Raw genomic sequence first — 12,977 nt, 5'->3', positions numbered from 1 at the left:
CCTTTTCCGTTCGGGGTCCGGGATGTCCCCGGCGAGATCACCATGGCGCACGTCCCCGTCCCCGGACATGCGACCATCCGGTCGGCATCCCCACGCGATCCCCGATCGCCCGGATCGCGGAGGGCAGTGCTCGTCAGGTCCCCGCGCGTGGTCCCAGATAGGCTTTCAGCGCCTCCGGCGGGTCGGCGAACAGGGCTTCCGTCCGCACGGGCGGGTGGGCCACCCCATCGGCCACGAGGATGGTCCGCCCGGCCGCGCGGCGGACGTCGTTCGGATCGTGCGTCACCATCAAGGCCGACAAACCGGCCTCCGCCGCCGTTTCGGACAGCAGGTCGAGCATCTCGTGCCGCAGGGCGGGTCCCAGCGCCCCGAACGCCTCGTCCAGCAGCAGCCAGGGACGGCGGCGTAGCAGGGCACGGGCCAGGGCGGCACGGCTCTGCTGACCGCCCGACAGGTCGGCGGGGCGGCGATCGCCGGTGCCCTCCAGGCCGACCCGCGCCAGGACCGCGTCCACCGAGTCGCGTTCCTCCGGCGTCGGGCGACCGCGCGTCCGCAGGCCCAGACCCACGTTGCGCGCGACCGTCAGGTGGGGGAACAGGTTCTGGTCCTGGAAGATGATCGACACGGGCCGCGCGCCGGGCGCCGCATCGGTGACGTCCCGCCCCGCGATGGACACCCGTCCCGCGGACAGGGCCACGAAGCCCGCGATCGCGTTCAGGACCGTGGACTTCCCCGATCCGCTGGGCCCGATCACCGCGGTGATGCCGCCCGGCGGCACGTCGAGATCGGCGCGCAGGGTGAACCCCCCCAGCCGCACGGTCACGTCAGCCAGCGTCAGCATCGCGCCCCGCCCGTTCGAACGCCCAGAACAGCCCCAGCGCAATGACGACCAGCAGGACGCCCGCGGCCTGCGCGTCCGCCATGCGATAGGCCCCCATCAACTGGTACAGCTTCAACGGCAGAGTCGCGTCCTCCGGCCGGGCGAACAGGGCGATGACGCCCAGGTCCCCGGCCGACAGCGCCGCGGTCAACCCCATCGCATAGCCCAGCGGCCCCCGCAGGCGGGGCAGGGCGACCACGCGCAGCCACGCCGCGCCCGTCAGCCCCAGCGAGGCCGACAGCCGTCCGTAATCCGCGGTCAGGTCGCGCAGGGCGGGCACCAGGGCGCGCATCGCGAAGGGCAGGGCCAGCAGCACGTTCACCGCCGCCGTGACGGGCAGCGCCCAAACCAAGGGGTTCGTCACCGGAAGCAGCAGCACGTAGGTCCCGATCCCCAGCACCAGGGGCGACGCCGTGATCGTCAGCACCGCCACCACGTCCACCCAGCGACGCCCGGACGCCACGGCCAGGGCCATCGGGAAGGCCACCGCCGCCGTCGCCAGTGCCGCACCCACGGCGATGACCAGCGACCGAAGCGCGGCCCGCCAGACCGATGCCTCGATATCGGGCAGATGGGTCGCGCCGCCCGCCAGGACCATCGTCAGGGGCGTCAGCAGGAACAGGCAGGCGGCCGCGATGCAGGCCACGTCCTGCAGGCGCAGGATCGCGCCCTGCGAATCCCACCGCCGCACCGGCCGGTCCAGCCCCGCCCCGAACCCCGACGGCAGCGACAACCGCAGCGTGGCCGTGGCCGCGACGACGCCGATGGCCAGTTGCATCCCCGCAAGCGCCGCCGCGCGGCCCAGGTCGAAGTCGAACCGGAACGCCGCGTATATCGCCAATTCCACCGTCGTGGCCCGCGGTCCCCCACCCAGGGCCAGCGCGATCGCGAAGGAGGTCGTGCAGATCAGGAACACGACCAGGAACACGCCGGGGACCACCGCCCGCAGCATCGGCCATTCCAGCACGCGGAACGTATCGCCCGGACCGAACCCCAACGAGGCCGCGAGACGCAGACGCTCCCCCGGCACGGTGGCCCAGCCCTGCACGATCAATCGGACGGCCAGCGGCATGTTGAAGAACACATGCGCCAGGATCACCCCTTGTGGACCGTAGAGCGGCGGCGACCAACCGGTCAGGTCCGCGACCAGGCCGGACCGTCCGAACACCGCCACCAGCCCTAGCACGGCCACGATGGTGGGCAGGATGAACGGCGCCCCCAGGACCAGGACCACCGCACCCCGCCCCGGGAACCGCCGCCGCGCCAGCGCACGCGCGACCGGGATGGCCAGCAGGACCGACAGCGCCGCCGACACGGCCGCCTGCCACAGCGTGAACCACAGGGCCGATCCGTCCGATGGCCGCAATCCCGTCCACCCCTCCGCCCGCGTCAGGGTGGCGATCAGCGGCGCCAGCAGCAAGACCGCCACCAGGGCGGCGGCAGCGACTCCGATGCGGATCCCGGGACCCGGGCCGGCGGAGCGGGTCAGCGGCGCATCCCGGCCTCGAACGCGGCCACGACGGCCCGGCGCTTCGCGTCCGCCTCCTCCGGGGAGTAGGCGATGGCCTTGTCCGGCAGGGCCAGCGCGTCGAATCCGTCCGGCAGGTCGCCCGCCCGGCGCGCGGGAAAGGACCAGTTGCCCTCCGGCACGATCGACTGGAACGCCGGCGTCAGCACGAAGTCCATGAACGCCTGCGCAAGGTCCGGCTGGTCCGTGCCCGCCAGCTGTGCCGCCGTCTCGACCATCACGTAATGGCCTTCCGGGAAGATCGCCGCCCGCTTTGTGTCGTCGCCTTCGGCCACGATGTGATAGGCGGGACTGGTCGTGTAGGACAGGACCATGTCGACCTCGCCCTCGGTGAACATGCCATAGGATTCGGACCAGCCGGCGGTCACGGTCACGATGTTGTCGGCCAGGTCGGCCCAGACCTCCTCCGCGGCGTCGCCGTAGATCGCGTCGATCCACAGGGCCAGGGCCAGTCCGCTGACGCTGCTGCGCGGGTCCTGCACCACCAGCGTCAGGTCGTCCGGGGCGCGGCGCAGCGCGTCGAAGCTGGCCGGCGGGTCCGCCAGGCGCGTCGCGTCGTAGACGAACGCCGTGTGCGACCAGTTGAACGGCAGGAATGTGTCGTCGGTCCACGCCATCGGCAGGGACAGGTCCGTCGTGTCCACCCCGTGCGGCGCGAAGAGCCCCGTGTCCCGTGCGGGCTGGGCCGTGTCGGTGTTCAGCCCGATCACCACGTCCGCGTTCGTGCGCGCCCCTTCCAGCCGCAGGCGGGGCAGGACGTCGCCGGTGACGTATTCCATCTCGCAGCCGCACTGTGCCTCGAAGGCGGCCTCGATGGCCGGGCCCGGACCCCATTCGGACGCGAAGTAGTCGGGGGCATAGACCGTCAACGGCTCGGCCCAGGCGGGGCCCGTGGCGATCAGTCCCGCGGCGATGGTGATCGAGGTGGTCTTCATCACAAGGCTCCCATTGCGACGGGCGGGGGCGGGGTGATGGTTCACCTTCCCTCCGCCGGTGCTAACCGGTTCAGGTTCGACGGGTCCGCTTTCGCATCTCAGCCTGTCGCCAGGCCCCCCGAGGTGACATCGGACCTAGCCTTGCCGGGGGCGGGGGGCAAGGCTATGCCGCCGGCCATGTCCATGAACACGTTCGGCCACCTGTTCCGCGTCACCACCTGGGGCGAATCCCACGGCCCGGCCCTGGGCGCCACGGTGGACGGCTGCCCCCCCGGCGTGCCCGTGGACGCGGCCGCGATCCAGCGCTGGCTGGACAAGCGCAGGCCGGGGCAATCCAAGCACACGACCCAGCGCCGGGAACCCGACGCGGTCGAGATCCTGTCGGGCACGTTCGAAGGCCGCAGCACCGGCACGCCGATCCAGCTGCTGATCCGAAACACCGACCAGCGGTCCAAGGATTACGGCGACATCGCGCAGAAGTTCCGTCCGGGCCATGCCGACATCACGTACTGGCGGAAATACGGCATCCGCGACCATCGCGGCGGCGGCCGGTCCAGCGCCCGGGAAACCGCGGCGCGGGTGGCGGCGGGCGGCGTGGCGCGGGCAGCCCTTACCGCTTTGGCACCGGACCTGACGATCACCGGGTACATGACGGCGATGGGCCCGCTCGACATCGACCGCGCCCGGTTCGACTGGGACGAGATCGGGCGCAACGACTTCTGGTGCCCCGACCCGGTCGCGGCCGAACGGTTCGCGGACCACCTGGACTGGCTCAGGAAGGACGACCACAACTCCGTCGGTGCGGTCGTGGAATGCACGGCGCGCGGCGTGCCTCCGGGCCTGGGCGCCCCCATCTATGCGAAGCTCGACACCGACCTGGCCGCGGCCATGATGTCGATCAACGCGGTCAAGGGCGTGGAGGTGGGCGAGGGCATGGCCGCCGCGCGGCTGACGGGGCGCGACAACGCCGACGAGATCGCGATGGGCCCGGACGGCCCCGTCTATTCGTCGAACCATGCGGGTGGGATCCTTGGCGGCATCAGCACGGGGCAGGACGTCGTGGTGCGCTTCGCGGTGAAGCCCACCAGCTCGATCCTGTCGGAACGCCGCACGATCACGAAGGACGGGCAGGACGCGACCCTGGTGACGAAGGGCCGCCACGACCCCTGCGTGGGCATCCGCGCCGTGCCCGTGGCCGAAGCGATGATGGCCTGCGTGATCCTGGACCACCTGCTGTTGGACCGGGGCCAGACGGGCGGCGCGCGGGGCGCGATCGGCTAGAACGCGCCCCGCACCTTCGACACCTGCACGGCCAGGATCCCCGCACCGATGACCGCGACGCCCAGCAGGTCCACGGCGCCCAGGCGTTCGCCCAGCAGCGCCCAGGCCACGAGGACGCCGAAGAAGGGGTTCAGGAAGTGGAACGTGGCCGCCGGGGTCGCGCCGATGCGGCCGACCAGGGCGAACCAGACCCACGTGGCCAGCAACCCCGGCACCAGCGTCGTATAGGCCAGGGCCGCGACCAGGCGGGGCGACCAGGTGACGTCCCACGTCTCCACCGCCAGGCCCACGGGCAGCAGCGCGGCCGCGCCCACCAGCATCTGCAGCCCCACCACGGCCCACAGGTTCGACCCCGTGCCGGTGCCGCGCATGGACAGGGTGGCGACCGTCAGCGCGACGACGCCCAGGACGCACAGCGCGATGCCCGTGGGGTCGGTGCCCGCGCCCAGGCGGCTGCCCATGATCAGAAGGACGCCGACGCTGCCCGCGATCAGTCCCGCGACGCCCAGGGGGCGGATGCGCAGGCCGAACAGGCCGCGGTTCGCCAGGGCCACCAGCAGCGGCAGGGCCGACGCGATGATCGACGCGACGCTGGCCTGGACCGACTGCATCGCCACGAAGTTCAGCCCCAGGTACAGGGCGTTCTGACACAGGCCGAACACGATCACCGCGCGCCATTGCGACCCCGTCAGGCGCAGCGACTGCCCCAGCAGGACGGCCAGTCCCACCCCGAGCGCGCCCGACAGGGCGAAGCGCAGGGCCAGCGACAGGATGGGCGGCGCCTCCGCCACGATGATCCGCGCCGACGTGAAGGCCGACGACCACATCAGCGCGAAGGCGAGGCCCATCAGGACGGCGCGGAGATCCATGGCGGGGGCCATCCTCGATGGAGAAGGGGGCCGCCCCTTATGGACGACCCCCTCGAACGTGCCGCGATCGAGCCCGCGGCATCCGGTATCGGGTCGCCCCGATCCCCGGTTATTCGTTGACGCTTTCCTTCAGGGCCTTGGCGATGGTCATCTTGACCACCTTGTCGGCGTCCTTCTTCAGCTGCTCGCCCGTGGCGGGGTTGCGCACCATCCGCTCCGGCCGCTCGCGGCACATGATCTTGCCGATGTTGGGCAGGGTCACCGCGCCGCCGTTCGACACCTCCTCGGTGATGACGTCGGTGATCGCGTCCAGCGCGGCGGTTGCGGTCTTCTTGTCCGCATCCATCTTCTCGGCGATCGCGGCGATCAGCTGCGTCTTGGTCATCGGTTTCTGCGCCATCTGGCCCCTCCGTGATGCCGCGAGTGCTTTCGCGGGATTCGACGGATGCTAACCCGACGGTTTCCAACAAAACAACACCCTCCGTGCCCGAATCGAAGGCAGAAGGGGGTGTTTTCCCCTACAGGAAGGCCGTCTCCTCGAAGGAACGCAACTTGCGGCTGTGCAACCGCTCCAACGGCATCTCCCGCAGGGCCTCCATGGCGCGGACGCCGATCAGCAGGTGGCGCGCGACCTGGGTGCGATAGAATTCCGACGCCATGCCGGGCAGCTTCAGCTCGCCGTGCAGCGGCTTGTCGCTGACGCAGAGCAGCGTGCCGTAGGGCACGCGGAACCGAAAGCCGTTCGCGGCGATGGTCGCCGATTCCATGTCGAGCGCCACGGCGCGGGACTGCGACAGGCGCTGAACGGGGCCCGTATGCTCCCGCAATTCCCAGTTGCGGTTGTCGATCGTGGCGACGGTGCCGGTGCGCATGATGCGCTTCAGCTCGAACCCGTCCAGTTCCGTGACCTCGGCCACTGCGCGCTCCAACGAGGTCTGGACCTCCGCCAGGGCGGGGATGGGGACCCAGACCGGCAGGTCGTCGTCCAGCACGTGGTCCTCGCGCAGATAGGCGTGGGCCAGCACGAAGTCGCCCAGCGACTGGCTGTTGCGCAGCCCCGCGCAGTGCCCGACCATCAGCCAGGCATGGGGGCGCAGGACCGCGATGTGGTCGGTCGCGGTCTTCGCGTTGCTGGGGCCCACCCCGATGTTGACCAGCGTGATCCCCCCGTTGCCCGGCCGTGTCAGGTGATAGGTCGGCATCTGCGGCAGCTTCGCGGGTTCGACGATGGGGGCGTCGGGATCCTCCGGCGTCACGGTCTGGTTCAAGGGACCGATCAGCGCGTCGTACCCCGAATCCGGGTCGGCCAGGGCCTGCCGCCCATAGGCCACGAACTCGTCCACGTAGAACTGGTAGTTGGTGAACAGCACGTGGTTCTGGAAGTGCGACGGGTCCGTCGCGGTATAGTGCGCCAGCCGCGCCAGCGAATAATCCACCCGCTGCGCCGTGAACGGCGCCAGGGGGCGCGCGCCGTCGTCGAAGGTGAACCCGGTGCCGTTGACGATGTCGTCGTTGGTCGATGCCAGGTCGGGCACGTCGAACACGTCGCGCATCAGGAAGGGCAGTACGCCGTCCTGCGGCACGGTCAGGTCCGTATCGTTCAGGACCGCGAAGTGTATGGGCATCGGCGTTGTCGACCAGCCCACCGTGACGGGCACGTCGTGGCTGCGGATCAGCAGGTCGATCTGCTGCGTCAGGTAGTCCCGGAACAGGTCGGGCCGCGTGATCGTCGCGGCATAGCGCCCGGGCTCGGGCACGTGGCCGAAGGACAGGCGGCTGTCGTTGCGCCCGAAGCTGGTGGGGGCGATGCGCAGCTCCGGATAGAAGGCGCGGAACCGGACGTCCGGCGTGCCGCCGTCCGCGATGGCCGCCTGGAACCGTTCCCGCAGGAAGTCGGTGGCGATGGCGTACAGCCGCTGCAGGTCCGCCACGGCGGACGCGCCGTCGCCGTGCGGCGCGGGCGTGACGGGATCCGGGGTGCGGACGGGGGTGGGGGTGGCGTTCATGAGGGTATCAGAAGGTCCGTCAGTTCGAAGCGCGTCACGTCCACCAGCCCCCTGTCGCCGATCCGCAGTTCGGGGATCACCACCAGGGCCAGGAGCGAGTGCTGCATGTAGGCGTTGTTCAGCGTGCAGCCCGCGTCGCGCATGGCCCGCATCAGGTCGCCCGCGCGGGCCGCGACCTCCGCCGGGGGGGCGTCCGACATCAGGCCCGCGATCGGCAGAGGCACGGTCGCCACCTCCGCCCCGTCCGCCCAGAAGGTCACGCCGCCCCCGATCGCGCGCAGGTGGTTGGCCGCCCGCGCCATGGCGTCCCCGTCGGTGCCCACCACGATCATGTGGTGGCTGTCATGCGCCACGGTGGAGGCCATCGCGACCCGCCCGCGATACCCGAAGCCCGCGACGAAGCCGTTGACGACGCCGCCGGTCGCGCGGTGACGCTCCACCAGGGCGATGCGGCAGGTGTCGCCCTCGATTCCGACACGGCCGTCCGCGACCGGCAGGGTGCGGCGCAGCGCCTTCGTCGGGGCCTGGTTCTCGATCACGCCGATGACGCGGGCCGTGACGTGGCTCGCGCCCGCGGGGGCGGGCACCGCGAAGTCCGCCGCCCGCAGGTCGCGCGCCATCCGGATGCTGCCCCGCGCCGCGTCGGGCCAGTCCAGCCGTGGGCAATCCACCGTCATCGCCCCGTCCCGCGCGACCGTCCGGCCCAGGGCCACGACGCGCAGGGCCTCGAACGCCTCGATCGACGGCGTCAGCACGCAGTCCGCGCGCCGCCCGGGCGCGATCGAGCCCAGCTCCCGCTCCAGCCCGAAATGGGTGGCGGTGTTGATCGTGCACATCTGCAGCGCGACCATCGGGTCGCAGCCGCAGGCGACCGCGTGCCGGAGGACCCGGTCCATGTGCCCGTCCTCCACCAAGGTGCCCGCCATGCAGTCGTCGGTGCACAGCACGAAGTTGCGCGGATCGAGGCCGCGTTCCGTGATGGCGGTGATCTGGGACTCGACGTCGTACCACGCGCTGCCCAGCCGCATCATCGCGCGCATCCCCTGGCGCACGCGGGCCACCGCGTCGGCCTCACCCGTGCCCTCGTGGTCGTCGGCGGGCCCGCCGGCGGCATAGGCATGGAACGGGGGGCCCAGGTCGGGGCTGGCGTAATGCCCGCCGATCGTGCGGCCCGCCCCCGCGGTGGCCGCCATCTCGGCCAGCATCTTCGGGTCGCCGGCGATCACGCCGGGGAAGTTCATCATCTCGCCCAGGCCCACGATGCCGGGCCAGCCCATCGCCTCCGTCACGTCGTCCGGCCCGATCTCGTGGCCCGTCGTTTCCAGCCCCGGGGCGGACGGGGCGCAGGACGGCATCTGGGTGAACAGGCTGCAGGGCAGGCCGCGGGCCTCGTCGTGCATCATCCGCACGCCGGGCAGGCCCAGGACGTTGGCGATCTCGTGCGGGTCGGCGAACATCGCCGTCGTTCCGTGGGGGATCACGGCCTCGGCGAACCGCGCCGGGGTCAGCATGCCCGATTCCACGTGCATGTGCGCGTCGCACAGGCCGGGGACCAGCATCGCCCCCCCGCCGTCGATCACCTCCGTGTCCGGGCCCGTGCAATGGGACGCGTCCGGCCCGACATAGGCGAACCGCCCGCGGGCGACGGCGACCTGCCAGTCCAGCACCTCGCGCGTGTGGACGTTGGCCAGGCGGACGTTGCGGATGACGGTGTCGGCGGGGGCGCGGCCCGCCGCGACGGCGATCAGGTCGGCGGCGCACGCGGCCCAGGCGGGAAGGTCTCGGGGCGTCATGGCGCAAGGTGTCACGGGCCGGGGGAGGGTGCAACCACCGCGGACGCCACGTCGTTGGGCGGCATGGAGCGGCCCGACCTGATCTACTACGCCGACGACAGGCCCGGCATCACCCGCCGCCGCGCGGGCCGGGGCTGGTCGTACCGCGCACCCGACGGGACCACGATCGACGACATCGCGGAACGCCGCCGGATCGAGGCGCTGGCCGTGCCCCCCGCCTATGCCGACGTCTGGATCAGCCCGGAGCGCCGGGGCCACCTGCAGGCAACGGGCGTGGACGATCGGTCGCGCAAGCAGTACCGCTACCACCCCGACTGGTCCGCCTGGCGGGACGCGAAGAAGTACGACGCCCTGCCCGCCTTCGGCGAGGCCCTGCCCCGCATCCGCCGCCGCATCCACGCCGCCCTGGGGGGCGAAGCGGGCGAGCGGGACTTCGCCATCGCCGCCGTCTTGCGCCTGATCGACCGGACCAGCCTGCGCGTCGGGTCGGAGGATTACCGCCGCGAGAACGGGACCGAGGGCGCCACCACCCTGCGCAACCGCAACCTCCGCCTGGACCGCGACCGGCTGCGCCTGGACGTGCGCGCCAAGGGCGGCAAGCGCGTGCGGCGGCAGGTGTCCGACCGGACGCTGGCCCGCGCGCTGCACGCCCTGGCGGATCTGCCGGGCGCGCCCGTCTTCACCTGGCGCGACGGGGACGAGGCGCATGCCGTGCAGGCCGATCACGTCAACGACTGGCTGCGCGATGCGGCCGGCCTGGCGGGGGCGACCGCCAAGACGTTCCGAACCTGGAACGGGTCGGTGGCCGCCCTGGACGCGGCGCGGAGGGCCGGCGCGGGCGTGACGATCAAGGTCATGGCGGAGGCGGCGGCGGACCGCCTGCACAACACCCCCGCCATCGCGCGGGGCAGCTACATCCACCCCGCCGTGATCGCCTTGGCGGAGGAATGGCGCGACGTCGCCGCCCCCGACGGACCCGACGGCCTGCGCCTGGGCGAGCGCGCGCTCCTCGCCCTGATCGGGTGACGCCCCTCCCATCGACGCCCCGTTAAGGCTTCCTTAAGGCCCGCGGACCAACCCTCGCCCGGTCACGGAATCGGAGGGTGGCGTGGTTCGACACGATCGGGAACTGTCCTGGCCCGACGGCGGTACCGGGGCGGGCGCGCGACCGGGCCACCGGCGCCTGGGCGGCCTGCTGCTGGCCGAGGGCGCCATTGACCGCCACGTCCTGTCCCGCGCCCTGGCCGAGCAGAAACGCCTCGGCGTCCGCCTGGGCGAGGTCCTGCGCGACGCGGGCCGCCTGCCGCAGGACGTCCTGGGCCGCGCGCTGGCCGCGCAGCTGGGCTCCGAATGGCTCCACCCCCTGCCGCCCGGCGACGGCGACCTGGCGGGGGCCCTGCCCGCGGAGGTCGCGCTGCGCCTGCGCGCGGTACCGGTGCGCCGCACGGGCGGTGGCGTCCTCCTGATCGCGACCGACACGCCCGAACGGATCGACGCCGTGGCCGCGGGCCTGCCCGACGACATCGGCCCCCATCGCCTGGTGCTGACCGCGCGCACCGAACTGGAAGCGCGCATGGCGCGGACCTACGGCCCGGACCTGGCCCGCAGGGCGCAGCGCCGCGTGGCGTTCCACAGCAGTTGCCGTCGCTGGAACGGACGGCGCGTGACGGCGGGCGTCCTGGTCGCGGTGGCGGTGGTGGCCCTGGCGGCCTGGGCCTGGCCCGTGGCCGTCCTGCGCGCGGGCCTGGCCGCCGGCCTGCTGTGCATCCTGACGGGCCTCGTCCTGCGCCTGGCGGCCCGGCGCGCCGTGGGCGCCCGCCGCGCGGCCCGCCCCGTGCTGCGGGATGCCGCGCTGCCCCGCATGTCCATCCTGGTCCCGCTGAACGACGAGCCCGCGATCGTGCCGCGCCTGGTCGAACGCATGTCCGACCTGGACTATCCCGGCCCCCTGCTGGAGGTCATGCTGATCCTGGAGGCGGGCGACGCGCGCACGCTGGCCGCGCTGGACGCGATCGACCTGCCGCACCGCATGCGCGTGATCCGCGTCCCCCCGGGCCGGCCGCGCACGAAGCCGCGCGCCATGAACTACGCGCTCGACTTCGCGCGCGGCGACGTCGTCGGCATCTACGACGCGGAGGACGCGCCCGACGCCGACCAGCTGCGCCGCGTGGCCGAACGCTTCGCCGCGGCCGACGACCGCCTGGCCTGCCTGCAGGGGCGGCTGGACTTCTACAACGCCGACCGCAACGTCCTGTCCCGCTGCTTCGCGATCGAGTACGCGAACTGGTTCCGCACGCTGCTGCCCGGCCTGGAACGCATGGGCCTCGTCATCCCCCTGGGCGGCACGACCCTGTTCTTCCGCCGCGCCGCGTTGGAGGACGTGGGCGCCTGGGACGCCTGGAACGTGACGGAGGACGCCGACCTCGGCGTGCGCCTGGCGCGCGCCGGATACCGGGTGGAGGTCATCGAAACCACCACGCGCGAGGAGGCGAACGCCGCCATCGGTCCCTGGATCGCGCAGCGGGCGCGCTGGGCGAAGGGCTACGTCATGACCTGGGCCGTCCACGCCGCCCGCCCCGGCGCGCTGCTGGCCGATCTGGGGTGGCGGCGGACGATCGGGTTCCACGCGCTGTTCCTGACCGCGATCCTGGGACCGCTGCTGCTGCCGCTGACCTGGTCGCTGGCCGTGGTGCCCTTCGGCGTGCCCCATCCGGCCCTGTCGGGCCTGCCGCCCTGGGGCGGCTGGGCCCTGGGCGCGGGGCTGGTCGCGATGACCCTGACCGACATGGGCCTGAACGCGGCCGGGTGCCGCGGCCGCGCGCATCGCCGGTTGCGGCTGTGGGTCGTCGTCATGCCGTTCTACTACGTTCTGGGGGCCCTGGCCGCGTACCGGGCCGCTTGGGACTTGCTGACCCGGCCGTTCCATTGGAACAAGACCGCGCACGGCGCCTTCGGTGGCGCGGACCGGCTGACCCCGGTCGAACCGTTGCCGGGCGGGGGCTGAACCCCGCGCCGTGCCGCGCCCGGGGAAAGGGGTCCGACCATGCCCACGCGCCGCCGCGACCTCCTGGCCGCCGTTCTGGCCGTGGGCGGGGGCTATGCCGTCCTGCGCGGCGCGTCGGACTGGATCGCGGGCGAGGACGGGGGGCCGCGGTTCGAGCCGATGGACGCGCCCGCGGGCTTCCGGCGGTTGCGGGGCGGGGCCCTGACGGCGGCCGCGTTCGATCCGTTCGTGGGCATCGCCGACGATGGCGCCCCGCGCCCGGACCCGACCCTGGTGGACGCCCTGCGCCGCGACCCCTGCGCCGCGCTCTTCGACCCCGGACCGGCACCGGGCCGCGTGCCGGTGGCGATCTTCACCGACTACAACTGCGCCGTCTGCCGGGTGGAGACGCGGGAGCTGGCCGCCCGGGCGGAGGGGCCCGACGCCGCCATCGACGCCACGTGGCACGAACTGCCGCTCCTGGGCGAATCGTCGGTCCTGGCCGCCCGCGCCGCCCTGGCTGCGGCCCTGCAGGGCGCGTACCTGCCGTTCCATCGCCGCGTGATGGGATCGGCCTTCCGGCCCACGCCCGCCCACCTGGCGCAGGTGGCCCGCGACCTGGGACTGGACGGGGACCGTCTGGCCCGCGACATGGACGGTCCCGCGGTCGGGCGGCGCCTGGCGGCGACGCGGGCCCTGGCG

Annotated in this window: 11 protein-coding genes and 1 riboswitch; of the genes, 4 read left to right on the top strand and 7 right to left on the bottom strand. The window is 72.8% G+C overall.

The window, feature by feature from the left end; genetic code table 11:
* Positions 1-133: 133 nt before the first annotated feature.
* The 3 genes from P0084_RS13540 to P0084_RS13530 are packed head-to-tail and all read right to left on the bottom strand — an operon-like array spanning position 134 to position 3,343.
* On the bottom strand, positions 134-841 hold the full coding sequence (locus tag P0084_RS13540) for a thiamine ABC transporter ATP-binding protein (protein ID WP_308917400.1): 708 nt from the start codon (positions 839-841) through the stop codon (positions 134-136).
* Positions 825-2,309, bottom strand: coding sequence for an ABC transporter permease family protein (locus P0084_RS13535; protein WP_308917399.1), 1,485 nt, complete (start codon positions 2,307-2,309; stop codon positions 825-827). The genes P0084_RS13540 and P0084_RS13535 overlap by 17 nt, the downstream gene beginning before the upstream one ends.
* A 56-nt stretch (positions 2,310-2,365) precedes the next feature.
* A complete protein-coding gene (locus tag P0084_RS13530; RefSeq protein WP_308917398.1) occupies positions 2,366-3,343 on the bottom strand; it encodes a thiamine ABC transporter substrate-binding protein in 978 nt (325 codons plus the stop codon).
* Between the two features lie 30 nt (positions 3,344-3,373).
* Positions 3,374-3,474, bottom strand: a riboswitch (TPP riboswitch).
* 46 nt (positions 3,475-3,520) lie between these two features.
* Between P0084_RS13530 and aroC the strand changes: the two genes are divergently transcribed.
* Positions 3,521-4,624, top strand: coding sequence for a chorismate synthase (gene aroC, locus P0084_RS13525; RefSeq protein ID WP_308917397.1), 1,104 nt, complete (start codon positions 3,521-3,523; stop codon positions 4,622-4,624).
* Here the strand turns inward: aroC and P0084_RS13520 are convergent.
* From P0084_RS13520 to P0084_RS13505, 4 genes are all read right to left on the bottom strand, one after another.
* Positions 4,621-5,493 (bottom strand): DMT family transporter, encoded by an 873-nt coding sequence (locus P0084_RS13520; RefSeq protein WP_308917396.1) that lies wholly within the window; start codon positions 5,491-5,493, stop codon positions 4,621-4,623. The two genes, aroC and P0084_RS13520, sit on opposite strands and share 4 nt — an antisense overlap.
* A gap of 109 nt (positions 5,494-5,602) precedes the next feature.
* The gene (locus tag P0084_RS13515) at positions 5,603-5,893 is read right to left on the bottom strand and encodes an HU family DNA-binding protein (RefSeq protein WP_308917395.1); all 291 of its coding nucleotides are present in this window, start codon (positions 5,891-5,893) and stop codon (positions 5,603-5,605) included.
* Positions 5,894-6,011: 118 nt separating this feature from the next.
* Positions 6,012-7,499 carry an AMP nucleosidase gene (locus tag P0084_RS13510; RefSeq protein ID WP_308917394.1) on the bottom strand — a complete coding sequence of 496 codons (1,488 nt, stop codon included), beginning with the start codon at positions 7,497-7,499 and terminating at the stop codon, positions 6,012-6,014.
* Complete coding sequence (locus P0084_RS13505) at positions 7,496-9,292, bottom strand: adenine deaminase (protein ID WP_308917393.1); 1,797 nt, start codon at positions 9,290-9,292, stop codon at positions 7,496-7,498. Before P0084_RS13505 ends, P0084_RS13510 begins: the two co-directional genes overlap by 4 nt.
* Before the next feature lie 63 nt (positions 9,293-9,355).
* Between P0084_RS13505 and P0084_RS13500 the strand changes: the two genes are divergently transcribed.
* The 3 genes from P0084_RS13500 to P0084_RS13490 all read left to right on the top strand — a co-directional run.
* Positions 9,356-10,318, top strand: a complete 963-nt coding sequence (locus P0084_RS13500) for a DNA topoisomerase IB (protein WP_308917392.1) — start codon at positions 9,356-9,358, stop codon at positions 10,316-10,318.
* Positions 10,319-10,400: 82 nt separating this feature from the next.
* Positions 10,401-12,296, top strand: coding sequence for a glycosyltransferase family 2 protein (locus tag P0084_RS13495; protein ID WP_308917391.1), 1,896 nt, complete (start codon positions 10,401-10,403; stop codon positions 12,294-12,296).
* 39 nt (positions 12,297-12,335) lie between these two features.
* Positions 12,336-12,977 (top strand): DsbA family protein (locus P0084_RS13490; protein WP_308917390.1); only part of this gene is annotated, 642 nt, incomplete at its 3' end.

It is taken from the genome of Jannaschia maritima (assembly GCF_030973515.1).
GTDB lineage: Bacteria > Pseudomonadota > Alphaproteobacteria > Rhodobacterales > Rhodobacteraceae > Jannaschia > Jannaschia maritima.
Note: the sequence above shows the minus strand (reverse complement) of the source record. Positions and strands in the feature narration are given on the sequence as shown.